This window comes from Sorangium aterium (assembly GCF_028368935.1).
Taxonomy (GTDB): domain Bacteria; phylum Myxococcota_A; class Polyangia; order Polyangiales; family Polyangiaceae; genus Sorangium; species Sorangium atrum.
The window spans coordinates 1,679,843-1,705,164 of record NZ_JAQNDK010000002.1; the positions used below are offsets into that span (position 1 = coordinate 1,679,843).

The following is a 25,322-nucleotide window of genomic DNA, read 5'->3' on the forward strand; positions in this document are numbered from 1 at the left end:
GATTCGGATGGCCCTTGGGCGTCTGCAGGATGAGCCCGAAAACGAGGCAGCCTGGAACGAGCTCGCGGAGGCCGTGACCGCTCCGAACAACGGCGCGGGCCCCGGGGACGTCGAGCGCCTGCTCGGCGCCGCGCGCGGGCGGCACGAGCAGCGAAAGGAATGGCAGGCCGTGGCCCGCCTCCTCGAGCTGGAGATCGCCCTCGCCGCAGGCAGCGCCGTCGAGCCCGCGATGCAGGCCGAGCTCGCCCGCGTCTACCACGAGGAGCTCATCGACGTCGACCGCGCGGCGGCCGCCTACAAGCGGCTGCTCGAGCTGCGCCCCGACGACGACGCCGCGGCCGAGGCGCTCGAGACCGACGCCTCGAAGCGTGAGCGGTGGCGCGACCTCGTGGACCGGTACGTCGCCGAGGCCGAGGGCGCGACCGACGGCGCCTTCAAGAGCGCGCTCTACACGAGCGCGGCCGACATCGGCTACCGCTACGGCCGCGCCGAGCTCGGCGAGCGGGTGGCCGAGCTCATCGAGCTCGCCCTGAAGCTCGACCCGAAGAACCTCCGCGCGGCCAACCTCGCCGAGATCGCCTTCTCCACCGCGGGGGACTGGGACGCCGTCGTCCGCGTCCAGTCGATCGTCAAGGGCGAGGCCCAGCTCAAGGAGGACCGCATCGCGGCGGCCGTCCGCGCGGCGCGCACCATCAAGGCCCGCCTGAGCGATCCGGCCCGCGCTGTCGCGGCGTACGAGGAGCTGCTCGACCTCTCGCCCGGCCAGCCCGAGGCGCTCTCGTTCCTGACCGAGGCCTACTCCGCTGCGGGCGACTGGGATCGCCTCGTCGCCCTCTACGAGGACCAGCTCCGCAGCGGCGGCGTGAAGCCCGGCGAAGAGCTCGGCATGCTCGTGCAGATCGCCATGGTCCACTGGCGCATGCGCGGCCAGCCCCAGGCGGCCGAGCCCTATTTCGACCGCGTGCGCCGCGCCGACCCGGCGCACGCCGGGATGCTCAACTTCTACCGCGAGGTCCTCGAGCAGCGCGGCGACAAGCCGCGGCTCACGACGATCCTCACGGACGCACAGCGCGCCGTGCCCGACGGCCCCGAGAAGCGCGCCATCGCCACCGAGCTCGCGCGGCTCGCCGAGTCGCAGGAGAACGCCGCCAAGGCGATCGAGCAGTACAAGTCCGTGCTCCGGACCGACCCGGAGAACCGCCAGGCGCGCGACGCCCTGAAGCGCCTCTACCTGCAGACCGAGGGGTACAACGCCCTCGTCGAGCTCCACCGGCAGGACCTGGAGCGCACGCCCGCCGACGACGTCGCCGGCAGGGTCGCGGTGCTCCGCGAGATCGCCGCGATCTACCGCGATCGCGCCAAGAACGACGCGGCCCTCGTCACGGTCCTCACCCAGATCGTCCAGCTCGACGACAAGGACGTCGACGCCGTGCGGGAGCTGACCCGCATCTACGAGTCGCTCGGGCGCTGGCGCGACCTGCTCTCGTACCAGCAGCGCCTCGCCGAGCTGACCGAGAGCCCCGCCGAGAAGGCGGGACTCTACCGCGCGGTCGCGCGGCGCTGGTTCGACCAGTTCTCCAACGTCCAGAACGCCATCGCGGCGTACGAGGCGCTGCTCACGGTCGAGCCGATCGACGAGGAGGCGCAGCAGAAGCTCCGCGAGCTGTACCTGAAGCGGCGCGCCTGGCCGCAGCTCTACTCGCTCTACGAGCGCAAGCTCGAGGGCGCCGAGGGCGCCGCGAAGATCGAGCTCCTCGGCGAGATGGCCAAGCTCGCCGCCGAGCGGCTCGACCGCGGCGCGGACGCGATCGCGCTGCAGAAGCGGATCCTCGAGCTCGATCCGAGCGCCCCCGGGGTGCTCGACGCGCTGGAGAAGCAGGCCGAGCGCGAGAAGGACTTCGCCACGGTCGCCGAGGTGCTCGAGCGCCGCGTCGACCTCGCGCCCGACGACGCGGCGCGGCTCGTCTCGCTGCAGAAGCTCGGGGCGGTGTACGCCGAGCGCCTCAAGGATCCGGCCCAGGCGGCGCGGACGTGGCGGCGCGTGCTCACGCTCTCGCCGGGGCACGCGCGCGCGCTCCGCGTCCTGCGCGACGCGTACTTCACCGCGGGCGACTGGGACGGGCTCGAGGAGCTCTACGCCTCGCAGAACGACTGGGAGGGCCTCGTCGACTTCCTTTCGGGCGCGGCGGACAAGGCGACCGACCCGGCCACGAAGCTCGACATCTCCTTCCGCGCGGCCCGGATCTTCGAGGAGCAGCTCAAGGCGCCCGAGCGCGCGGCGCGCTCGTACGAGCGCGTGCTCAGCGTCTCGCCGAAGGACGCGCGCGCCGCTGCGGCGCTCGTGCCGATCTACGAGGAGGAGGAGAAGTGGGCCCGGCTGCCGGCGCTCTACGAGATCCTCCTCGAGGCGACGGACGACGCCGAGGCGCAGGTCGGCATGCTGCGCAAGCTCGCGGCGGTGACGGGCGGGCCGCTCTCGGACAAGCCGAGCGCGCTCGGCTATGCGCGCCGCGCCTACGAGCTCCAGCCGGACGACGAGGGGCTCGATCTGCTCGAGGCCTGGTCGCGGGCGGCGGGCTCGTGGGGGCCGTTCGTCGAGGCGGTCGAGGGCCGGCTCCGGACGGCGGAGGACCTCGCGACCGACGTGCAGCGCACGCTGCGGCTGAAGCTCGCCGAGGTGTACGCGCGCGAGATGGGCAAGCTCGACGAGGCGGTGACGGTCTACCGCGGCCTCGTCGAGGACGATCCGTCCGACGACGACACGGTGCGGGCGCTCGACGCGCTCCTCCGGGCGAACGAGCGGCAGGCCGATCTGCGGTGGCTGTTCGAGCTCAGGGCGAGCCAGGTCGGGGGCGAGGATCGCGCCGAGATCCTCGAGGAGTGGGCAACGCTCGAGGAGGAGGTCTTCGGCGACCCGGCGAAGGCGATCGAGCTCCTGCGCAAGGTCATCGCGCTGACGCCCGGGCGCATCAACGCGCTGCGGGTGCTCTCGCGCCTCCTGAACGCCGCGGGCGAGTACGAGGCGGCGTCCGTGATCGTGGCCACGCACCGCGACGTCAGCGAGGGCGACGAGCGGGCGCGCCGCGAGATCGAGCTCGCGGCGCTCTACCTGGACCGGCTGGATCGGCCGGCGGACGCCTTCGAGGCGGCGGTGCGCGCGCTCGACCTGTCGGCGCACGACCCGGACGCGATCGCCGTCCTCTCGCGGCTCGTCGAGCGCCCGGAGACGCGCGTGCGCGCGGCCAAGGTGCTCGCCGTCGAGTACGCCGAGACGGGCAACCACCGGCGCGAGGCCATGGCGCTCCGGGTCATCCTCGAGTCGGAGCGGGATCCGGCGCGGCGGCGGGAGCTCTACCTCACGCTCGCGAGCGTCGAGGAGGCGAAGCTGCACGCGGCCGGGACGGCGTTCGACGCGCTGCTCCGGGCGCTGCACGAGTTCTCGGACGACATCGAGCTCTGGGACCGCGCCGCCGAGCTGTCGCGGCGCGCCGGCCGCCCGACCGACCTCGCGGAGGCGTACCGCGTGCACCTCGTCGCGGGCCGCACCGAGGGCGACAAGGTGCTCGGCAGCTCCGTGGAGGTCGAGCTCTGCGAGCGCGCGGCGAGCCTCCACGACGAGCAGCTCGGCGACCCGGAGGGCGCGAAGCCCTACCTGGAGCGGGTGCTGAGCCTCGACCCGAACAACCACCGCGCGTTCGAGCGGCTGAAGCAGATCCTGACGGCGGCCGAGCGGTGGGGCGAGCTCGAGGAGCTCTACGACCGCGCCGCGAAGGGCACGACGGACCAGAGCGAGCGCATCGAGCTACTCAACGAGGTGGCGCTCATCGCCGAGGAGATCATCGGCGATGCGGCCAAGGCGATCGGCTACTACGAGCGCATCCTCGAGCTCGATCCGTTCTACACGGCGGCGCTCGACTCGCTCGAGAAGCTCTACGAGCGCGAGGGCCGCTTCCGCGACCTCGCGGCGCTCCTCGAGCAGCGCCTGAAGACGGCGACCGAGGCCGAGAGCGTCGAGATCAAGCTGTCGCTCGGCAGCATCTACCTCGACCGGCTGCACGAGCCCGAGGGGTCGCTCGGGCACCTCGAGGACGTGCTGCGGATCCGCCAGAACGACCCGAAGGCGCGCGAGCTCGTCGAGCGGCTGCTCGACATCGGGGCGCTCCGCCTCCGGGCGGCGCGCGTGCTCGAGGCGGTGTACGAGGCGCGGGACGAGATCCGGCAGCTCGTGCGGGTCCTCGAGATCCGGCGCCAGGGCGCCGAGACCGAGTCGGAGCGGCGCGAGCTGCTCCGGCGGGTCAGCGTGCTCCAGGACGAGCGCCTCAGGGACGACGCCGGCGCGTTCGCCAGCCTGTCGGAGCTCCTGCCGCTCGAGCCGGAGGACCTCGCGGCGCGCGAGCGGCTCATCGAGATCGGCCGGCGCCTCGGCGAGCACGAGCAGGTCGCCGAGGTGCTCACGGCGGCCGCGGACGCGTGCGGTACGGCCACCATCCGCGGCGAAATCCTGATGGAAGTCGCGAGGATCTGCGAGGACCTCCTCGGCGACGCCGACCGGGCCGAGAAGGTCTACCGGCGCGTGCTCGCCATCGATCCGACCGATCCGACGCTGGTGATCCCGGCGGCGCAGGCGCTCGGCCGCATCTATGCGGCGAAGGAGCAGCACCAGGCGCTCGCGGGCGTGCTCGCGATCGAGGTGCGCCTCGAGGAGAACGTCGAGACGCGGCGGTCGCTCTACGAGCGCATCGGGACGCTGCACGAGACGGTGCTGGACGACCCGGCCAAGGCGATCGAGGCCTGGCAGGCGCGGCTCGGCGACGACGGCGCCGACGTGGCGGCGCTCGCGGCGCTCGAGCGGCTCTACGAGCGGACGTCGCAGTGGCGGGAGCTCGTCTCCGTGCTCCGGGCGCGCGAGCAGTCGACGACGGAGCCGGAGGAGCGGCGGCGCGCCATGACCAAGGCGGCCGAGACGCTCGCGCAGAAGCTCGCCGACGTGCCCGAGGCGATCAACGCGTGGCGCGCGGTGCTCGACGAGTTCGGCCCCGAGCGCCCGACGCTCGCGGCCCTCGAGGAGCTCTACGAGCTCGACGAGCGCTGGGTCGACCTCGCCGAGACGCTGGAGGTGGACCTGTCCCTCGCGGTGGAGACGCCCGCCCGGCTCGATCTGCTGGCCCGGCTCGGCGACGTGCGGCGGCTGCACCAGGCCGACGCGACGGGGGCGCTCGAGGCGTACCGCCAGGCGCTCTCGCTCGACCCGTCGAACGCGCGCTGCCGCGCGGCGCTCGAGGCGATGCTCGAGCGGGAGGACGCGCGGCGCGACGCGGCCGAGACGCTCGAGCCGCTCTACGAGGCGGACGGCGACGCCGAGCGCCTGCTCCGGGTCCTGGAGATCAAGGTCGAGACCTCGGATCTCCCGAGCGAGCGGCTCGCCACCTTGCAGAAGTCGCTCCGCACCGCGGAGGGGCCGCTCGGCGACACGTCGAGGGCGTTCGGCTACGCGCTCCGCGGCGTGCGGGAGGCGGCGGGCGAGCCCGAGGTGACGACGTGGATCGCCACGGTCGAGCGGCTCGGCGAGGCCACCGGGCGCTGGTCCGAGGTGTGCGAGCTGTTCCAGCGCATCGCGCCGGACATCCTCGACGGCGACGTGCAGCAGAACGTGCGGCTGCGGGTCGGCGAGCTCGCGCGGCACAAGCTCGACGACCGCGAGCTCGCGGTCGAGCAGTACAAGAAGGCGCTCGAGGCCCGCGGGGACGACCGGCGGGCGATGATCGCGCTGGAGGAGCTCTACGGCGAGGCGCGCGACGCCGGGCGGCTGCTCGAGATCCTGAAGCTCCGGGTCGAGCACGCCGAGAGCGACGAGGAGAAGACGGGGCTGCTCTTCCGGATCGCCGAGCTCGAGCGGGGCCCGCTCGGGGACCAGGCCGGCGCGATCGCGACCTACGAGACGATCCTCGACATCGCGCTCCACCCGGACGCGATCGCGGCGCTGGACGGCCTCTACCGGGAGGCGGGCCGCTTCCAGGACCTCATCCGGCTCTACGAGCGGCAGCTCGACGTGCGCGCCGGCGATCTCGCCGAGCTGCACGTCAAGATCGCGCTCGTTGCGCACCGGCACACCGAGGACCTGCAGCGCGCGTTCGACGAGCTCTCCGAGGCGCTGCTCATCGATCCGGCGCACGAGGGCGCGGTGTCGCTGCTCGAGGCGATCCTCGAGGGCTCGGCCGAGGCGGAGCACCGGGCGCGCGCCGGGGAGATGCTCGAGCCGGTGTACCTGCGCCGGGCGGACTGGAACCGGGTGAAGATCGCGCTCGACGCGCGCCTCGCCGCGAGCCAGGACCCGGTCGAGCGCCGAGATCTGCTGCAGCGGCTCGCGACGCTGCACGAGGAGCAGCTCGAGGATTACCGCGCGGCGCTCGAGACGGTGGCGAAGCTCCTCCACGAGGACCTCACCGACGAGGGGGTCTGGGCGGAGCTCGAGCGGCTCGCGAAGGTGGCGAGCGCGGAGCGGCGGCTCGCGGAGATCTACGCCGCGGAGCTCGGGGAGCTCACCTCGGACGACGCGTCGAGCGCGAAGCTCAGCCGGCGCACCGGCGAGCTCTACGCCCAGCTCGGCGACGTGGCCGACGCGCTGCGGTGGTACCGGCGCGCGCACGAGTTCGAGCCGGACTCGCGCGAGCTGTTCGACGCGATCGACGGGCTGCTCGTCAAGGAAGCGCGCCACGCCGAGCGCATCCAGCTCTACCGCGCGGCGCTCGATTACCGGAAGGACGAGGATCGGCTCGACGCCCTCCACACGATCGCGCGCCTGGAGCGGACCGAGCTCCGCGAGCCCGCGCTCGCGATCGAGACGTACCGCGCGGCGCTCGACGTCGACGAGAACGACGCCCGGGCGCTCGACGCGCTGACGGAGCTCTACCGCGAGCTCGACCGGCCGCGGGACCTCGCCGACCTCTACCTGCGCCGGGCCGAGGCGGCCCCGAACGGCGAGCGGGCGGCGCCCTACCGGCTGGCGCTCGCGGCGCTGCTGCGCACGCGGCTCGAGGACACCTCGGGCGCGATCGATCAGCTCGAGGCGATCGTCGGCGAGGTGCCCTCGCACGCCGAGGCGATCCGGGCGCTCGAGGCGCTCATCCAGGACCCGCAGCACAAGGCGCGGGTCGTCGAGATCCTCGGGCCGCTCTACGAGGGGGCGGACGACTGGCGGCAGCTCGTCCGGCTGAACGACGAGCGGTTCGGCCTCGCCTCGGACGCGCGCGAGAAGGTCGCGGTGCTCCGGGAGACGGCGAAGCTCTGGGAGACGCGCGGCAACGACGAGCTGCGCGCCTTCGACGCGACGCGGACGGCGTTCGGCCTCGATCCGGACGACGGCGAGACGCGCGGCGAGCTCGAGCGGCTCGCCGAGCAGCTCGGCGCCTGGGAGGAGCTCGCGGAGAGCCTCGAGGCGGGGGTGACCACCACGTCGGACGAGCTCACGAAGCGCGAGCTGCTCTCGTCGCTGGCCAAGGTCTACGACACGCGCATCGACGACCCGCGCCGGGCGCTCCGCGCCTACGCGCGGCTGTCCGCGCTCGACCCGAGCGATCCCGAGCCGCTCGAGCAGATGGACACCCTGGCCGTGCTGCTCAGCGACTGGGACACGCTCATCTCCGTCCTCGAGAAGAAGAGCGAGATGGCGTCGGACGAGGAGAACGCCTCGATCTGCCGGCGCATCGCCGAGACCAAGCTCGAGATGCTCGAGGACACGGAGGGCGCCATCCAGGCGTACGAGCGGGCGCTCGAGCTCGATCCGGAGAGCGCGATGACGATCGACGCCCTCATCGAGCTGCACGAGCCGCGCGGCGCCGCGAGCCGCCTCGTCGAGCTCTACGGCCGGCGCGTCGAGCTCGCGGGCCCCGACGAGGAGGAGCTGCGCTACGATCTCAACGTGCGCGCCGCCGAGCGCTACGAGCGGGATCTCTCGAGCCCGCGCGACGCCATCGCCGCGCTCAACGCGGCGCTCGAGGCGAAGCAGGGCGATCCGGCGGTGCTGTCCTCGCTGGAGCGGCTCTACCGGGCCGAGCGGATGTGGGACGAGCTCCTGTCGAACCTGATGCTCCAGGCGAGCGCGGCCGCGGACAGGGACGCGCGCATCAAGCTGCGGACGGCGATCGGCGACCTCTACGCGGGGGAGCTCGAGAGCCCGAGCGACGCGATCGAGCAGTACCGGCTCGTCCTCGACGAGGACGCGGTGAACGACCACGCGATCCAGGCGGTCCGCGCCATCGGCGAGGGCCGGGAGGAGCTGCGGCTCGACGCCGCCGAGGTGCTCGAGCCCGTCCTCCGCGCGGCCGGGCGCCACGAGGAGCTCGCGGCCGCGCTCGAGCTGCGCCTGCGCGCGCAGACCGAGCCGGCCGATCGGGCCGCGACCCTCCGGGCGATCGCCCTCGTGCAGGACGTCCAGCTCGGGCGCCCGCTCGAGGCGGAGCAGGCGCTGCTCCGCGCGCTGGAGGACGCGCCGGACGACGCCTCGCTGCACGGCGAGATCGAGCGGCTCGCGGAGCGCACGGACGGCTTCGGCCGCTACTGCGACGCGCTCGCGCAGCGGGCCGCGGCGACGTTCGACGCGACGATCGCGAAGGACCTGTTCCTGCGGATCGGCCGCATCGCCGAGGAGAAGCTCGGCGACGACCGGCGCAGCGCCCAGGCCTACGCGAAGGCGGTCGAGCACGCGGGCGACACGCCGGAGCTCCTCGAGGCGCTGGACCGGCTCTACGGCCGCCTCGGCGACGAGCGGGCGCTCGCGGACGTGCTCGAGCGCCGCGTCGCGGTCACGCCCGGCGATCGCGACCAGGCGGATCTCTTCTACCGGCTCGCGGTGATCCAGATCGGGTCGTTCGGCGACAAGCCCCAGGGCCTGAACACCCTGCGGCAGGCGCTCGATCGCGCGGTCGATCACGAGCGGGCGAGCGGCGCGCTCGAGGCGCTCACCGAGGACCCGGCGCTCTTCGACGAGGCGGCCGAGGCGCTCGAGGGCGTCTACCGGACGCGGGGCGACAACGCCGCGCTGGCGCGCCTCTACGAGAAGCGCATCCGCTTCGCGCCGGGCGGCGCGGAGCGGATCCGGATGCGCCTCGACCTGGCGAAGGTGCTCGAGGTGCGCTCGAACGATCCGAGGGCCGCGCTGGAGACCCTCGAGAAGGCGCTCGCCGACGACCCGTCGGACCCCGACGTTCTCGGCGAGATCGAGCGCCTGGCCCCGCTGACGGGCGGCTGGGCGAGCGCCGCCTCCGCCCTGGAGCGGGCGGTGCGGGCCGGGACCGAGCTCGACGGCGACACGGCGCGCGACCTCTGGATGCGCATCGCCGAGTGGCAGAAGAACAAGGTGGGCGACGCCAAGGCCGCCGAGGCGGCGTACGAGGCGGCGCTCACGCACGATGCCACGAGCGAGCACATCCTGCGGTCGATCGAGGAGCTGCAGCGGGCGCCTGGGCGCGAGCGCGACCTCATCGGCACGCTGCGCCGGATCGCCGCCCTCGACGGCATGGAAGGGAGCGCGGGCGAGCTGCGCCGCGAGGCGAAGGAGCTGGCGGAGCGCGCGCTGGGCGACCGCGATCTCGTCGAGGCGATCCTGCGCGAGATGATCGCCGCGGACGAGGGGGACACCTGGGCGCTCGCCGAGCTCACGAAGGTGCGGGAGGAGGCGGGCGACCACAAGGAGGTCTTCCGGCTGCTCGTGCGCCAGTCCGAGCTCTACGCCGAGGCCGAGCGCATCCGCGACGCGCGGCACGCCGCCGCGGCGGTCGCGCGCGAGCGGCTCGGCGACGACGCGGCGGCGATCGAGCTCTACGAGACGCTCTTCGAGGCGGATCCGGGCGACGCGCGCGCCGCGACGGCGCTGCGCGAGCTCTACGCGAAGGCCGGCAAGCACAAGGAGCTCCTCGCGCTGCTCGAGCGGCTCACCGACCTGGCCGAGTCGCCCGAGGCCCGCTCGGCGCTGCGCCTCGAGAGCGCGGAGATCTGCCTCTCGCGGCTCGACGCGGTGAGCGAGGCGACCGAGCACCTGCGCGCGGTCCTCGACGAGCAGCCCGACAACGAGAAGGCGACGGTCCTGCTCGCGCAGCTGCTCGAGAAGACCGGCCGCGATCAGGAGCTGTCGGACCTGTTCGTCACGCAGATCGAGCGCGCCAAGGACCGCGGCGACGTCGCGGCGGAGCTCTCGTACAGCGTTCGCCTCGGCGAGGTCTACGAGGCGCGGCTGAACGACACGGCGCGGGCGATCGAGACCTACCGCGCGGTCCTCGAGCGCGAGCCGCGCCACCACGGCGCGCTCCTCGCGCTGGCGCGCCTGCACGAGCAGCGCGGGGAGAAGGCCGAGGCGGCGCAGCGGCTCGAGGTGATCCTCGAGGACGCCCGCGCCGCGGAGGCGGTGGCCACGGCGCTCCGGCTCGCGGATCTGCACCGGTCCCTCGGCGACGAGGGCGCGGTCCGGCGCGTGCTCGAGCGGGGGCTCGCGGCGGACGGGGCGGCGCAGGAGATCAGGAAGCAGCTCCTCGCCCTCTACGAGAAGCAGCAGGCCTTCACCGAGCTCGCCGATCTCATCACGGGCGACGCCGAGGCGGCCGCGCAGCCGGCCGAGAAGGTGGCGCTCTACCGCAAGGCGGCCGGCATCCACCTGGCGAAGCGGAACGATCCCGGCCGCGCGGCGGACCTCCTGGTCAAGGCCACCGAGCTCGTGCCGGGCGACCGCGAGCTCCTGCTCGCGCTGTGCGACGCGTACAGCGCCTCGGGCCGCGGCCAGAAGGCCGCCGAGGCGCTCCAGCAGATCGTCGAGTCCTACGGCGGCCGCCGCTCGAAGGACCTCGCCGCGATCCACCACCGCCTCGCCAAGGCCTACCTGGCCGAGGGGCAGCGGGAGCGGGCGCTCGCCGAGCTCGACATCGCCTTCAAGATCGACCCGGGCTCGATCGCCATCCTCCGCGACCTCGGCGTGCTGGCGCTCGATCTGTCGGAGTCGGGCGACGACGCGGCGAAGGCGGCGCACATCGATCGCGCGCAGAAGACCTTCCGCGCCCTGCTCCTCCAGAAGCTCGACGAGGGCGCGCCGATCAGCAAGGGCGAGGTCTTCTATTACCTCGGCGTGATCAGCCATCGTCAGAACGACGAGAAGAAGGCGATCCAGATGCTGGAGCGCGCGCTCGACAACGAGCGCGACTTCGCCCCGGCGAAGGAGCTCCTGGCGCAGCTCAAGAAGTGACGTAATCTCGCCGCGTGACGCGGCTAGTCAGCATCGATGGTGTGATCCACCGGCCGGAGGAGGCCCGGGTCTCGGTCTACGACCGCGGCTTCCTCTACGGCGATAGCGTCTTCGAGACCATCCGCACCTACGGCGGCGAGCCGTTCGCTCTGGAAGAGCACCTCGTCCGCCTCGAGCGCTCGGCCGAGCGGATCGCGATCGCCCTGCCGATCCCGCGCGACGATCTCGGCCGCGAGGTCGTCGCGCTGCTCCGGGCAGCGACGGCGGCCGGGAGCGCCGGGGCCACGGCGGGCTCGGCGGGGGCTCCGGGCTCGGCTTCCGCCGGCAGCCCGGCCGCGCCGCTAGAGAGCTACATCCGCGTGATGCTGACGCGCGGCAGCGGCCCGCTCGGGCTCGATCCCTCGCTCGCGGGCGCGCCCCTCCGCGTCATCCTCGTCGAGCCGCTGAAGCCGCTGCCGGGCGCGCTCTACCGTGGGGGGATCTCGGCCATCACGATCCGCACCCAGCGGGCCGGCGACGCGGCGCCCGGCGCCAAGGTCTCGAACTACCTCGAGAGCCTGCTCGCCCTGCGCGACGCGCGGGCCGCGGGGGCGCACGAGGCGCTGATCCTGGATCCGTCAGGTCATGTCGTGGAGGGCACGACGTCCAATGTCTTCCTCGTCGAGCGGCGGCCCGCGGCGCACGAGGGCGCCGAGGACCCGGGGCACCTGCTGATCACACCGCCCAAGGAGGCAGGGATCCTCGTCGGCATCACCCGGGCCCACGTGATGCACGTCGCGAGCGAGGTCGGCATGCCGGTGTGCTGCGAGCCCGTCACGATGGCCCGGCTCCTCGCCGCCGAGGAGGTGTTCATCACCTCGAGCCTCCGCGAGATCGTTCCCGTCGTTCGCGTGGACGCCCACACGATCGGCGCCGGTGTCCCCGGCCCGAAGACCCGGGCGCTGCATGCCGCTTTCCGCAAGCGGGTGGGTGCTGGTGCGATTCCTCTCCCGTGGGAGGCGCCCTGAGCCCGCCGCGGCCGGCTCCACGGCGTCGAAATCTTGCGATCCATGACGTGCCGCTCGGCGCGCGCGTCCAAGGAACGGGCCGGCACGTTCCCTGCGCGGGTCGGATGGGGCTCGCAACTCGCCCGCCGTACAATCTGCCCGAGAGGAATCCATGATGAATCGCTCGCTCCGAATCGCCTGTTTCTTGGTGTGCGCCGTGTCCGCCGCAGCGACGGCCGGATGTGCCCTGACCATCGACGACAACTCCATCACCGCCGAGACCCTCGTGCGCTACGAGGGCACCAAGGAGAAGGCGCGGGTCGACTACCTACCGACCCAGAGCGTCCGCATCGTGAGCGAGAACGGCGACGTCGATGTCCGTATCGGGGACGTGAGCGCGGTCGAGGTCAGCTTCTCCCCGTTCACGATGCGCAAGAAGGACGAGAACCAGATCGCGGTGGAGGAGATCGAGAACGACCTCGAGCTCTCCGCGATCACCGACGGCGATGTCGTGATCTCGACGCGACGCGTCTCGGGCGGGTGGGGAGGGCTGGGCGCCGACATCCAGGTCGTCCTGCCCGCCGAGTTCGACGGCGGGCTCCGCGTCGAGCAGGACAACGGCGGCGTCGAGGTCAACCTGGACGGCGCCCCGTCCCGCGGCACCACCGTGGTAAGCGACAACGGCAGCATCGATGTGGTCGGCGCGCGCGGCGCCATCGACGTGGCCACCGACAACGGCCACGTCTTCGTCGACCTCGACGCGTGGAGCAGCTCCGATGGCGCGATCAGCTCCGGCAACGGCGCGATCGAGCTCTCGGTGCCGGCCGGGGTGGACGGGACGATGACCGCGCAGACGCTCAACGGCGACGTCGTGGAGCAGGGCATCCCCTCGACGTGGGCCACCGCCGGCGAGGGCAGCGCGACGTCGTACACGATGGGTGACGGCGAGGGCGGCCTGCTCGAGCTGTTCACCGAGAACGGTGACATCACCATCGCGGTGAAGTAGTTCCGCCGGGACAAAAGCCGAGAGGCGAGCGCCGGGTCGCCCCGGGCTCGCCTCCTGGTCTTTGGGTCACCGGCTTCGCGTCGCCGGCGCGCCGGCGACGCCGGCGCTCTTGATCACGTGTCGGTCGACGGCTGGGCCTCGGCGCCCGAGCCCTCGGCGCCCTGCGCCGTGGCGCCCGAGCCCTCGGCGGGCTCCTCGCCGCCCGCAGCGGGCGCGGGCGGGACAGCGCCGGCCGGGACCGGGATCCGCAGCTGCCCGCCGCCCTGCTGGGCGAGCACGCCGAGCGCCTTCTGGAAGAAGGCCGCCAGGAACGGGATCTCCCGCGGCGGCGAGGTGATCAGCCCGGCGTCCTTGATGGCGCGCGCGATGGCGAGGGCGGTGGTGGCCGCCGCGTCGCCCTTGCGCGCCCGCAGCGACACGGCGCTGCTCCGGATCCGCGTCGCGAGCTGCCCGCGCACCTCGGGCGAGAAGAACCGGTCGGTCGCGAGATCGATCTCCTCCCGCAGGGCCGTGTTCACCAGCCCGGGATCGCGCATCCCGGCGGCCCCGAGCCGCTGGCCGACCTTCTGCAAGAGCTCGTCGAGCGCCGGCCGCGAGGGCAGCCAGTGCCGGAACTCAGGCTCGTCGTGCAGCGCGGCGGAGCCGGCGATCTGCGCCGTCACCAGCTCGTCCGTCAGGCTCTCTTCGAGGTCCGCCACCGGGTGCCTCGGCTCGGCCTCCGGCGCGGGCTCGATGAGATCGCGACATCCCTCGAACCCGAGCGGCACGACCTGCCCCGACACCGCGTTCTGCCGCTTCGCGGCCGCGATACGGTGGCGCGCCCACTCCACGGAGACCGGCACGGGCGCCGTCCCCAGGTTCTCGTACGCGCGCGCGCGACCCTCCTTGATCTGCGAGCCGCTGAGCCACCCCGCGCCGGCGTGCAGCACGCCGACCGAGTCGCGCACGATCACCTCGGCGATCCGGTAGCGGCCGCTGGTGTCGCGGCTCGTGATCGCGATGGCCTCGGTCCCGCTCGAGTCGGGCGGGATGAGCGTCGCCTCGACCACCTCGGCGCGCTCCTCCGCGAGCCGCACCACGCGCGGGCGCGTCGGGATCGTCGCCCCGCGCGACTTGAGCACGTTGAGCGCGCGCCGCGCCGCCTTGCGCGCCGCGCCGGAGGCGTCCTCCGCCTCGGCGGCCGCCGCGATCGCCTCCGCGTTGGAGGCGCCGAGCCAGGCGTCGACGAGCGCCGGCGCGGCGTCGCCCGCCGACTTGAGCGCCTCGAGCGCCCGATCCCAGCCCGCCGCGAGCACCTCGGCGTCGAAGTCGACCTTCGTCGCCCCGGCGCTCGGGCTGCCTTCGGGGCGGGCGCCGCTCTCGGCCTTGCTCTTCGAGGTGGCCGCGGCCTGCTGGGCCTTCGCGGTGCGCGCGCCGAGCGCCTCGCGCGCCGTGAGCGCCGGCTTGTCCGAGGTCGCGACCGGCTTCGCCTTGGCCGCCGGCAGCGCGAAGAGGAGGTGCGCCGGCTTGGCCGGGCCCTGCGGCTGCCGGGCGCTCTTGCCCGTCACGACCGTCGCGGCCGCGCCCTGGCCGACCACGGTCACCATCCGGTCGCTCTGCTGCTGCTTCGCCGCGGCGGGCGCTCGTCCTTCGGCGCCCCCGGGGCCCTGCGGCCGCCCGCCTTCTGCAGCCGGCCGCGCCGAGAAGCCGCGGTCGGGCCTCGGCCCGCGGTCGGGGCGAGGTCCACGGTCGGGGCGCGGTCCACGGTCGGGCCTGGGCCCGCGGTCGGACCAGGGGCGGTCGGGGCGCGGCCCGCGGTCGGGCCTCGCGCCCTGCGCGCCCTGCTCTGCGCCTGCCACCTGCGCCGCTCCAGGGGCCCGCTCGGGCCTGGGTCCACGGTCGGGCCTGGGCCCGCGGTCGGGGCGCGGCCCGCGGTCGGGCCTGGGTCCACGGTCAGGGCGCGGGCCGCGATCGGGCCTGGGCCCGCGGTCGGGCCTGGGCCCGCCGGAGGCCGCGGCGGGCCGCTCGGGCCTCGGCGCGCGGTAGTCGCGCACGACCCGCGGCGCGGCGGCCGGCGGCGGCGCGGCGTCCTCGGTCGTCGGCGGCGGCGGCGCGTCCGCGAGCGCCGGCCGCTTGCGCGGCGCGATGACGTCCAGCAGCGAGCCCTGCGGTTCCTTTGCGGCGGCCTTCGACGAGGGACGCGGCGCCTCGCCTGCGGGCTGCGCCGACGCGCCCTCGGAGGGCTCGTCGGTTCGTTTCGCGCCGCTCACGCCGCTCGCGCCGCTCGCGCCGACGGACGTGCTCGCCGAGCGGACGACCCTCCGCGCGCGCGGCTTGTCTCCGCTCTCTGCATCGGGGGCGCCCTCGCGCGCAGCTTCGGACACTGCGCTGGCGGTCCGCTCCGTGCTCTCGCTCTCGTTCTTTGTGCTCATGTCGAGGCTCCCGGGGACATATTGGAGATGGGGGCCGCGGCCGCGGCTCCCCGATTATCGCGAAAGATGGGCAACAGCTTCGATCTCGACGGCGGCGCCCTTGGGCAGCGCCGCCACCTGCACCGTCGCCCGTGCGGGCAGCACGCCGCCGACGGCTGCTCCGTACACCTGGTTGACGATGGCGAAATCCGCGAGGTCCGTCAGGTAGATCGTGGTCTTCACCACGTCGCTCCAGCTCGCGCCGGCCGCGGACAGCACCTCGGTCAGGTTCTTGATCACCTGGGCCGTCTGCTCCTCGATCCCCCCGGCGACGAGCTCGCCCGTCGCGGGATCGATGGGGATCTGGCCGCTGCAGAACACGAGATCTCCGGCCTTGACGGCCTGCGAGTAGGGGCCGATGGCGCGCGGGGCCCGATCGGATGTGATGGCGATTTTGGACATGTCGACCTCTGAAGTTCGTGAGCGCTTCGGCGTGAAGAACGCCCGCCCGCCCCGGCCCTCGCTTTCATGGCTGGGGCCGATTCTCGCGTTTCCTGCTAGCCGAAGCTCTTCCGGCCTTCGATGGCTCGCCCCAGCGTCACCTGGTCGGCGAACTCCAGATCTCCCCCGTGCGGCACGCCGCTGGCGATCCGCGTGACCTGGATCCCCATCGCGCCGAGCTCCCGCGCGAGCAGGAGCGCGGTCGCCTCTCCATCGACGGAAGGCGGGGTGGCGACCAGCACTTCCCTCACCGGCTGCTCGGGATCGCGCACGCGCGCCCGGAGCGCCTCGAGCGGCAGCTCCTCAGCGCCGACCCCCTCGAGCGGCGAGAGGAGCCGGCCGAGCACGAAATACCGCCCGCGCATCGCCCCGCTCCGCTCGATCGCCAGGAGGTCCTGGACGCGCGCGACAACGCACAGGAGCGCGCCGTCGCGCCGCGTATCCAGGCAAATGGCGCAGAGCGCCCGGCCGTCGTCGTCGAGCTCGGCGATATGGCCGCACCGGATGCACGGCCTGATGTGATCGCAGAGCTCGACGAGCTCGCCGCCCAGGTCGCGCGCGGTGTCCTCTCCGGCGGTCACGAGGAAGAGGGCGAAGCGCTGTGCCGTCTTCTCGCCGACGCCCGGCAGGCGGGCGAGCAGCTGGGCGACCCGCGACAGCCGGCCGGGCAGGCCGCCGGGCGCGCTTCGGAAGCCGGCCGAGGGCGCGCCCCGGTCGCCGTTCGGGACCTTCGAGGAGCCGGGGAGCGACGCCGGGGAACGCAACGCCGTCAAGTATGCATGCCGGGGAGCTTGACGCCGCCGGTCACCTTGGTGATCTCGGTCTCGACGAGCTTGTCGGCCGCGTCGAGCGCCGAGTTCGATGCGGCCACGATGGCGTCGAGCGCCATCTCCAGGCCCTCGCTCGCGAGGAAGGCGGGGTCGACCTCGATCCGGCGCAGCTTGCCCTCGCAGGAGACCACGACGGTGACCTTGTCGCCGGCGGCGGTCGCGCTCACCTCGCGGTCCTTCAGCTCGCCCTTCACCTGGTCGATCTTGCGCTGCACGCGCGCCGCCTGGCGAACCAGCTCGTTCATTCCGCCGCGAAATTGCATATTCAGATCGGCGTCTATGCCGTGAACCGCGCCGCGCCGCAACCGTGAAGGGGAGGGGAACGGGGGGCGAGGTGGGGCGCTGGACGCGCGGCCCGCCGACGCAGCGCGCGGCCGTTCGACGCAGCGCGCGGCGGCACCACGGGCGCGTCTCCCTCCGGGGGCGGGCGCCGGCCCGACGTTTGTCGGCTCCGCTGCGGGGCGTCTATCTCTCCGCGGTGGACGCCCCCGTCCTCTGCGAGCGGACGCTTCCGTTTCCACTTCCGTGCGTTCCGCTCGCGCCGAGCGCTTCCGGGGCTGCCGTTGCGAGCGGGCTCCTCCGCTCCGCCTTGTTAGGGCCCGTTGGCGCTCTCCAGGGGCTCCTTGGCGCGAGCGGTGGCCCGGTTCCGGCCCTGGCGCGGGCGGGGTGCATTTTGTGCGGCAATTCTGGCAAACTCTCCGGAATGCAGGGCGACTTCCGTACCGGCCACAGCTGCGGCGACGCGCCCGCGAGAAGGTGCTAGTCGAGCAGCGTATGAGCTACGTCGTCCTCGCGCGGAAATGGCGCCCGCAGTCCTTCGAGGATCTCGTCGGACAGGAGCACGTCTCCACGACGCTCGCCAACGCCATCGCGCGGGATCGCGTCGCCCACGCGTTCCTCTTCACGGGCGTCCGCGGGGTCGGCAAGACGACGAGCGCCCGCATCCTCGCGAAGGCGCTGAACTGCGTCCGCGGCCCGACGGCGACGCCCTGCCAGACGTGCGCGCCGTGCGCCGAGATCACGATCGGCGCGGACGTCGACGTCCAGGAGATCGACGGCGCGAGCTACAACGGCGTCGACGAGGTGCGCAAGCTCCAGGAGAGCCTGCCGTACCGGCCGGCGCGCGACCGGTTCAAGATCTTTATCGTGGACGAGGTCCACATGCTCTCGAACGCGGCGTGGAACGCGTTCTTGAAGACGCTCGAGGAGCCGCCGCCGCACGTGAAGTTCATCTTCGCGACGACGGAGGTGCACAAGGTCCCGGTCACGATCCTGAGCCGGTGCCAGCGCTACGACTTCAAGCTCATCGGGGCGCAGGCGATCGCGGCGCGGCTCCGCTGGGTGCTCGATCAGGAGAAGATCCCCGCCGACGACCCGGCGCTCAGCGCGCTCGCGCGGGAGGCGGCGGGGAGCATGCGCGACGCGATGAGCCTGCTCGATCAGGTGATCGCGTGGGTGGGGACGAGCGGCGATCGCATCACGGCCGAGGGGGTGGCGAAGGTGCTCGGCGTCGCCGACCGCGTCGTGCTGCACCGGCTCGCGGGCGCGCTCGTGGACGGCGACCCGGCGGCTTGCGTGCGCATCGTCGGCGAGCTCGCGCAGGAGGGGTACGATCTGCCCCACGTGGCCCGCGATTTCCTCGCGCACCTGCGCGATCTCGTGGTGGCCAAGGTCTGCGAGGATCCGGCGCCGCTCCTGGATCTCGCGGACGAGGAGATCGCCGACACGCGCGCGCTCGCGGCGCGGGCGGACGCGGACGACCTCACGCGGCTGCACCAGGGCTTCTCGCGTGCGTTCGACGACATCGCCCGGAGCGGCCAGCCGCGCGCCTCGTTCGAGATGGCGCTCGTCCGGCTCGCCCGGAGGCCGCCGCTCCTGCCGATCGACGAGCTGCTGCGCCGCCTTGGCGATCTCGAGCGGCGCCTGAACGGCGGAGGCGGCGGCGGGGGTGGTGGTGGCGGCGCGCCGGAGCGCGGGCCGCAGCGGCCTGGAGCGCCCTCCGGCGGAGCGGCTGCGCCCCGGCGCGGGGCGGCTTCGGCCGAGGCTGCGGCGGAGGACGCGCGCGCGTCCGGCGCGGCGGCGGCAGGCGTGGCGAGGGCGAACGACGCGCCGGCGTTGAACGGCGCGGCGGCGGCGAACGGCGTGGTGAGAGCGAACGGCGCGGCCGCCACCGGCGCACCGGCGAACGGCGTCGCCTTTGCGAGCGGCGCAGCGGGCGCGGGCGCGGCGGGGAGACCGACCGGCGCGGCGCCGGCGAATGGCGTGGCGGCGGTGAACGGCGCGGCGGCGGTGAACGGCGTGGCGAGGGCGAACGGTGCGGCGGCTGCCTATGGCGCGCCGGGCGGGAGCGGGGTGGCGCGAGCGCACGGCGGCATGGCGGCGAACGGCGCTGTCGCGGCGAGCGGCACGTCGGCTGCCAACGTCGTCCCCTTCGTGAACGGCGCGCCGGGCGTGCACGGCGCCGCGACCAGCTTCGCGAGCGGCGGCGCCGCGCCGGCCTTCGCGAAGGCGCCGCCGTACGCGAGCAGCGCAGCCGCGCCCGCGTACCGCGCCGACAGCGCTCCGCCACCCTCCCCGCGCGGCGCGTTGTACTCCGTTCCGCAGAGCGCGCCGCCGTTCGTGGCGCCCAGCTTTGCGCCGAGGTCGAGCGCGCCGCCCTCGGCGCAGACCCCGGCGCCGGCGTCGAGCGTGCCGCCCTCGGCGCAGGGCCCGGCGCCAGCGTCGAGCGCGCCGCCGCCGCCTGCGATGAACGCCGAGGACCTCGCCACCTGGCGCGCGGTGATCGCCGCGGTCAGGGTGCAGCGGCCGGCGCTCGCCTCCGTCCTCGAGCACGCGGCGGTGCTGGAGCTCACGCCGACCCGCGTCGCCCTCGGCTACGAGGCGAACTCGTTCCTGGCCGGCCAGGCCACCGAGCCGGTGTCCCGCGAGCTGCTCGCCCGCGTCCTCGGCACCCACTTCGGCGGCCCCACCGAGCTGGTCTTCGAGACGATCACCCGCGGCAGCGCCGGCCCGTCGCTCGCCCAGGTCGAGACCGCCGAGCGCAAGGCCCGCATCGATGCCGCCAAGCGCGCCGTGGCCGATCACCCGCTCGTCACGGCCGCGATCGAGCTGCTCGGCGCGGAGCTCAAGGACGTGCGGCTCGCTCAGGACTTCGCGGAGGGGTGAGGGCCCCGGGCCGGCGCGCCATGCGCCCTGGCGCGCCGAGCACGGCCGTGGGCTGACGGCGGGGCGGCCTCAGCCTCCGTTTCGCAGCCAGCTGCGGAACGCCTTGACCGCCTCGTGTTGATCCGGCCAGCGCACGAAGCGCGCGAGCGCGACGAGATCCAGATCCGGAATGAGCTCGCTGGCCGCGATGGGCTCGTATTGCTCACCGCGCAATGCATGAATGTGGAATGCGTCGCGCTCCCAGAACCAGACTTCGCGGACTCCGAGCCCGCTATACACAGGCAGCTTGTCGATCCCGCCGCTCGTCAACACCACCTCGATCGCGAACTCGGGGAATTCCTTCAGCGTGCTGCCAACGCAGTAGCACTCGTCGGGCTCGAGGCCGCGTGACTTGGCCTCGCGCCGGAACGTGGTCGAGCCGTAGCCGTAGAGAGGAACGTCCCGCTCCAGCGCGAAGAGCTCGATGAGGCGGGCGATGGTCGTCTTCGCCACTTCGTGTTCGGTCGACGGGCTCATCAGCTCCAGCGTTCCCTCGCAGAAGGTCATCCGCAGGCCGGGGGTGTCGAGCTCGTCCCGCAGCCTCACGTAGGTCTGCCAGGGAACGCCGTGGAGCACAAACCGCTGCTCCCCCGCAGGAGCGGTCGAGGACGGAAGCGGCATGTGCGCGGCGGCTACCATGGGCTCGCGCGCAGGATAGCACGCTCGATGAGCCGCGCGCGGCTCGCCAGGAACTCCGCCCGCTCCTCCACCGTGCCAGGGGCGACGTCGATCACCTCGAAGCCCGCCGCGCGGTAGAGCGCGCCGAGCCGCCGGTTGATCCGCTCCGCCTCGGCGGCGCGCGCCTCTCGGCTCTTGCCCCAGCGCGGCTCCTGGAGCTCTGGCATCACGGCGAACAGGAACACAAGCGCATAACGCTCGAACGCGGGCTCGCCTTCCGGCCAGGGATACTCCGCCTCTCCGCTCGTGCGCAGGTAGTACTCGACCGGATCGAGGTACCCGCGCTCCAGCCAGTCTCCCTCCCGCGCGTCCGCCTCGATCGCCTTCTGGGTCTCCAGCACCCGCGCGGCGAACTCCCGCTTTCGGCACATCGGACAGAGGTGCTCCGGCGTGTCGATCGGACGAAACGGCGCGTCCGGCGCGTGGCCGTGGGTGCGCGCGCCGAGCTCGTCGAGCACGCGCCGGTGCGCCTCTCCGTGGATGCGATAGCCCCGCGTGGACGCGAGGTGACGGAGCGTCGTTGTCTTGCCGCACGAATAGGCCCCTGTCGCCACGAAGAGAGGTTTGCTCATCGCCATCCCACCTATCGCCGCGCCCACCACACCGAGCCTGCGCCGCGCTCGATCGCCCGTCCGGCACGCGACATGAAGTGAGCGACGGCCTCCATGACGCCCGCGTGATCCTCGTTGTGGTCATGGCCGGCCAGGACGGCGCCCGGCTTGAGCCTTGGCCACCAGGCCTCGAGATCGGCGAGCACGGCCGCGCGGTCGTGCGAGCCGTCGAGGAACACGAGATCCAGACTGGCGTCCGCGAAGCGCGCCGCCGCGTCCGTGGACGCCATCCGGAGGACGTCTGGCTGGATCCCGAGCGCCGCCATGTTCGCCTTGAACGCGCCGGGCACGTCCTCCGCGGCGAGCATGGCGCGATACCTGTCCGCGTACTTGTCGCTCGAGCCTCCCCAGGTGTCGACGCAATGGAGCGCAACCCCGTTTCTCGCGGCGAGCCGCCCGACGTACGCCGTGGAGAGCCCCTTCCACGAGCCCACCTCGACCATCGCGCCTCCCCGGATGGGGCGCACAAGCGCCCGGTAGGAGAGGCCGTCCTCCTCGGAGAACCAGCCCTGGATGGGCGCGGCCCGGTTCACCGGGAAGAGCGCGAGCAGCGCTGCTCGCTTCTGCGCCGGATCGCGGTACTCGTACTGCCTGTCGCACAGCTTGACGAAGCAGCGGGCGTCGTGCGCGATGAACAGGGGCCGCTCGATCACGGCGAATTTCTTGAGCGACGTGGACCGCTCGGGCTCCCGCTCTCCTCTCCGGATCTCGCCTTCGGTCGTCGCGAAGATCACGTCTTCGTGCCGGATCGGCCGCCCTTGATCCGGGCCGTCGGTCCAGGCCCTCTCTCCGGGGTATCCGGCGCGGTCGGTGCCGTGCTCGAGGAGGCGAGCCAGCTTGTCCGCCTCGCTCGCGCGGAACAGGAGAAGGTGAGGAGTGCCGTGCGATTCGAGCTCGTCCAGGACCTCCTCGAGGAAGAGCAGGTTCCGGCCGATGTAAGGAACGGGAATGAGGAGCGGTGTCATGACGTGGCCAGCGAGGCGCGCATCGAAGGGGGAGGGCCGAGGACGCCGTCCCACGGTTGCCAGGTGGAGGCGAGCCTCGCGTTGGGATGGAAGATGAGCTCGTGGACGATGCCCGGGCCCGAGCGCTTCGTCTCCTCGAGCTGGGCGAGGTCGGCCTCCTCGAAGACGACATCCATGTCCTCGAAGCGGAACACCTCGACATAGTAGTAATAGCCCACGATCTGCCGCTCGAACGAGAACCGCGCGTCGGCGCTCAGCGCGTCGAGGAGCGGATCGAGGCGGACGCGCGCGCGATCGCTGTATTTGACGACGTGGTTCTCGACCACCGCGGTCGGGTCGGTCTTCATCAGCTGCCGGAAGATCACGTTGTCCACGCCGAGCGACCGGGCGAAGCGCAGGTATTCCACGATGGGCTCGACCGCGTCGATCTGCCCGTCGAGGAGCACGCAGGAGAGGCGCACCCGGGTGCCGCCCGAGGTCGCCGCCGCCACGACGCTGCGGAGCTCGTCGGCGCGCAGGCCGTCCTTCATCACCATCAGCCGTGCGTTCCTGTCGTGATCGGGGTGGGCACGGCTGATGTTGAGGTGCTGCACGCCAGTGTCGACGATCCAGTCGATCACCCGCTTTCCTTCGCGTTGCTGGAGCAGCCCCGAGCCGTTCGTTGTGAGCGTCCGCTTGCGGCCCCGGTGGGCCTGCCCGAGCGCGAGGATGCGGGGCAATCGCGGATCATGGCTCGGCTCCCCGCCGGTCACCGAGACGGTCGGATCGAGCGGCCGGAGCGCTTCCAGGGACGCCGCCATGGCATCGAAATAGCGCCCATCGTCGTCCTCGACGGTCTTCTGCACGGACAGGCTGCGCCCGCGCGACGCTGGCCTCAGCTCCTCGACGCAGAAGTGGCATTTCGCGTTGCAGGGCTGACGGCTGTAGATGGAGAAGTTCGCGTTGCGATAGACCTCGACTGGCCGGCCCCAGAGGTCGAAGCGCACCGTGTCGCCGGCCGTGCTGTTGCCCTTGAGATCGAAGGCGCGGCTCTTCAGGCGGCGCCATTCCTCGCGGAAGGGACGGGCGCTCACGGCAGCCTCCTCATGGCATCTGAGCGCGCCACGAGGTCGGGGCCGAAGGCGCTGCCGTCCGGGTTGAGCATCGTGAAATGGGTTCCGACGAGGAAGGGCTCGTCCCAGTCGTCGCGCTTCTGCGCGAAGCCATAGCGCTGGAGGTGGAACACGTTGGCGAGCTCGATGAGCCCCGCGTCGCGCACTGCCTCGACGATCCATGCATCGCCGTCGGGCTCGGTCTTGCGCAACCGGACGTTCAGGACGAGCTGGCGATCGCCGCCGAGCGCCGAGAGCCGCTCGCGCAGGGCGCACGCGAGGGCAAGCAGGCCGCCGTCGTTCTCAAGGAGGTGGTGGTTCACCGAGAGCTTGATCGTGGCGGGCTCGCCGAGCTTCTGGAGCCAGGCGTCGAGCCCGGCCGGATCGCGCGGGATCTCGACGCCGTTGGTCACGACGACGACGCGCGCGCAGCGGGGCTCGGCGCGGGCGAGGCGGACCATCTCGTCGAAGTGCGGGTGGATCGTGGGCTCGCCGCCCTCGAGCTGCACCTCGAAGGGGCCCTCGGCCGGAAAGCTCGCGCGGTAGCGATCGAGGGCGAGGAAGGTCTGCCCCCGAGGCGACGAGCAGGTGCAGCACCACGGGCAGGAGCGGTTGCAGTGGTTCGACGTGGCCACGTAGAGCCGGTGCGGCCGCTCCGCCGTGGGGCGGTCGAGCGGCAGCGTGCCCGTGAGCGTGGCGTTCTGGGGGCGCGTCGCGGTCGGCATGGAGCCTCCTGCGAGGAGGATACGGCGGGCAGGGGAGGGGATGAAGGAGATCCGGGGCGGCGGATCACGGCGATGGGGCCATCGCGCCGAGGCCGAAGTGGGAGGCGTAGCCGAGGGCGATGGGGCCGCGGACGGGCTCGGCGAAGGTGAGGAGCAGGCCGAGGCTAGTGGCGATAGGGCGATGCATTGCCGGCGAGGAGCATGGGGTCGTCTGCTCGCCGCCCGAGTCCGCGCTGCGCGGACAGCGTGTTCGCGAGTGCTAGGCGGGTCCTTGGGTATATCGGCAGCCGCGATTGGCCGGGCGGAGGCGTGCGCATAAACCGTTTGATTCTCAAGGAATTCAGAGCTGGCTGGTCGGATTGCCGCCTCTGCCATGTGGAGGAAGGGCGAATTGTTCGGGTTGAATCGGCAAAGCGAGCAGGTGAGCTAAATAGGTCAGCGATTGGGCTCGCCCGTCGAGACGACTTCAGCCAGGTGCGCCTCGCGGTACGGTCTGAGTGGCCGCTATTCTGTGTTAAGAGTCGGTGCTCACTGGAGACTTGTAGTAGAACGGCAACCGAGGCTCGCTTGACGAACCATGCCGCATGTCTAAAGACATGGTGTATGCAGCGAATCCGTGAGTTTGGCATGCCAGCGATCGAGCGGCCCCCGGTGCTTCCCCACATCGTCGAGTTTGGCGATGCAGGCCTAGTTGAAGTAGTGTCGGTGCGGCTGGTGGGTGCAGCTGCCTACACGCTCCGCCGCTGAAAGGCGGCGGCCCCATTGAAGCACGATCCTTACGCCGAGTTGCGGATTCCGTTCGGCCATCAGCTCTCCGCCGCTGAAAGGCGGCGGCCCCATTGAAGCCTTGGGCCTGCGACGTCGCCACCGTCAACATCGCGTCATCTCTCCGCCGCTGAAAGGCGGCGGCCCCATTGAAAGTTCTCCCTCGGCAGGATGAACGTCCCGGTCCACGTGCTCTCCGCCGTTGAAAGGCGGCGGCCCCATTGAAGCTGCCCTCACGGCTACCTCAAGTCGCACGCATGTCCTCTCTCCGCCGCTGAAGGGCGGCGGCCCCATTGAAGCTCCGACCCCTTCCCGCGCCGCACCTTCGACGGGACCCCCTCTC

13 protein-coding genes are annotated in these 25,322 nt (G+C 72.7%); 4 read left to right on the top strand and 9 right to left on the bottom strand.

Translation table 11 applies throughout. The features are described from left to right. Positions 1–73: 73 nt before the first annotated feature. The 3 genes from POL72_RS21330 (at position 74) to POL72_RS21340 (ending at position 13,219) form a co-directional block, all read left to right on the top strand. Complete coding sequence (locus tag POL72_RS21330) at positions 74–11,227, top strand: tetratricopeptide repeat protein (RefSeq protein ID WP_272097337.1); 11,154 nt, start codon at positions 74–76, stop codon at positions 11,225–11,227. Between the two features lie 14 nt (positions 11,228–11,241). After that, positions 11,242–12,234: an aminotransferase class IV gene (locus POL72_RS21335; protein WP_272097338.1), complete on the top strand. Its 993-nt coding sequence runs from the start codon at positions 11,242–11,244 to the stop codon at positions 12,232–12,234. Between the two features lie 196 nt (positions 12,235–12,430). Further along, positions 12,431–13,219, top strand: a complete 789-nt coding sequence (locus tag POL72_RS21340) for a DUF4097 family beta strand repeat-containing protein (protein ID WP_272097340.1) — start codon at positions 12,431–12,433, stop codon at positions 13,217–13,219. 113 nt (positions 13,220–13,332) lie between these two features. Here the strand turns inward: POL72_RS21340 and POL72_RS21345 are convergent, their stop codons facing one another. From POL72_RS21345 to POL72_RS21360, 4 genes are all read right to left on the bottom strand, one after another. Next, positions 13,333–15,630, bottom strand: a complete 2,298-nt coding sequence (locus POL72_RS21345; RefSeq protein ID WP_272097341.1) for a hypothetical protein — start codon at positions 15,628–15,630, stop codon at positions 13,333–13,335. Positions 15,631–15,684: 54 nt separating this feature from the next. Further along, positions 15,685–16,071 (bottom strand): RidA family protein, encoded by a 387-nt coding sequence (locus tag POL72_RS21350; protein ID WP_272097342.1) that lies wholly within the window; start codon positions 16,069–16,071, stop codon positions 15,685–15,687. Between the two features lie 95 nt (positions 16,072–16,166). Then, positions 16,167–16,883, bottom strand: coding sequence for a recombination mediator RecR (gene recR / locus POL72_RS21355; protein ID WP_272097343.1), 717 nt, complete (start codon positions 16,881–16,883; stop codon positions 16,167–16,169). Further along, positions 16,880–17,203 (bottom strand): YbaB/EbfC family nucleoid-associated protein, encoded by a 324-nt coding sequence (locus tag POL72_RS21360; RefSeq protein ID WP_272097344.1) that lies wholly within the window; start codon positions 17,201–17,203, stop codon positions 16,880–16,882. Before POL72_RS21360 ends, recR begins: the two co-directional genes overlap by 4 nt. Before the next feature lie 511 nt (positions 17,204–17,714). Between POL72_RS21360 and dnaX the strand changes: the two genes are divergently transcribed. Beyond that, positions 17,715–20,105 (top strand): DNA polymerase III subunit gamma/tau, encoded by a 2,391-nt coding sequence (gene dnaX / locus POL72_RS21365; RefSeq protein ID WP_272097345.1) that lies wholly within the window; start codon positions 17,715–17,717, stop codon positions 20,103–20,105. 69 nt (positions 20,106–20,174) lie between these two features. On the opposite strand, the gene POL72_RS21370 is transcribed toward dnaX, so the two are convergent. The 5 genes from POL72_RS21370 to POL72_RS21390 are packed head-to-tail and all read right to left on the bottom strand — an operon-like array spanning position 20,175 to position 24,214. After that, the gene (locus POL72_RS21370) at positions 20,175–20,720 is read right to left on the bottom strand and encodes a Uma2 family endonuclease (protein ID WP_272097346.1); all 546 of its coding nucleotides are present in this window, start codon (positions 20,718–20,720) and stop codon (positions 20,175–20,177) included. A gap of 56 nt (positions 20,721–20,776) precedes the next feature. Next, the gene (locus tag POL72_RS21375; RefSeq protein ID WP_272097347.1) at positions 20,777–21,394 is read right to left on the bottom strand and encodes an AAA family ATPase; all 618 of its coding nucleotides are present in this window, start codon (positions 21,392–21,394) and stop codon (positions 20,777–20,779) included. 11 nt (positions 21,395–21,405) lie between these two features. Continuing rightward, the gene (locus POL72_RS21380; protein WP_272097348.1) at positions 21,406–22,398 is read right to left on the bottom strand and encodes a class I SAM-dependent methyltransferase; all 993 of its coding nucleotides are present in this window, start codon (positions 22,396–22,398) and stop codon (positions 21,406–21,408) included. Beyond that, a complete protein-coding gene (locus POL72_RS21385; RefSeq protein ID WP_272097349.1) occupies positions 22,395–23,471 on the bottom strand; it encodes a radical SAM protein in 1,077 nt (358 codons plus the stop codon). Before POL72_RS21385 ends, POL72_RS21380 begins: the two co-directional genes overlap by 4 nt. Beyond that, on the bottom strand, positions 23,468–24,214 hold the full coding sequence (locus POL72_RS21390; protein WP_272097351.1) for a radical SAM protein: 747 nt from the start codon (positions 24,212–24,214) through the stop codon (positions 23,468–23,470). The genes POL72_RS21385 and POL72_RS21390 overlap by 4 nt, the downstream gene beginning before the upstream one ends. Positions 24,215–25,322 lie beyond the last annotated feature (1,108 nt).

What these genes read in the sequence shown, in the direction of transcription:
- POL72_RS21345 (WP_272097341.1), bottom strand. Translation starts at nt 15,630, where the DNA reads ATGAGCACAAAGAACGAGAGCGAGAGCACGGAGCGGACCGCCAGCGCA.
- POL72_RS21350 (WP_272097342.1), bottom strand. Translation starts at nt 16,071, where the DNA reads ATGTCCAAAATCGCCATCACATCCGATCGGGCCCCGCGCGCCATCGGC.
- POL72_RS21360 (WP_272097344.1), bottom strand. Translation starts at nt 17,203, where the DNA reads ATGCAATTTCGCGGCGGAATGAACGAGCTGGTTCGCCAGGCGGCGCGC.
- dnaX (WP_272097345.1), top strand. Translation starts at nt 17,715, where the DNA reads ATGAGCTACGTCGTCCTCGCGCGGAAATGGCGCCCGCAGTCCTTCGAG.
- POL72_RS21375 (WP_272097347.1), bottom strand. Translation starts at nt 21,394, where the DNA reads ATGAGCAAACCTCTCTTCGTGGCGACAGGGGCCTATTCGTGCGGCAAG.
- POL72_RS21380 (WP_272097348.1), bottom strand. Translation starts at nt 22,398, where the DNA reads ATGACACCGCTCCTCATTCCCGTTCCTTACATCGGCCGGAACCTGCTC.
- POL72_RS21390 (WP_272097351.1), bottom strand. Translation starts at nt 24,214, where the DNA reads ATGCCGACCGCGACGCGCCCCCAGAACGCCACGCTCACGGGCACGCTG.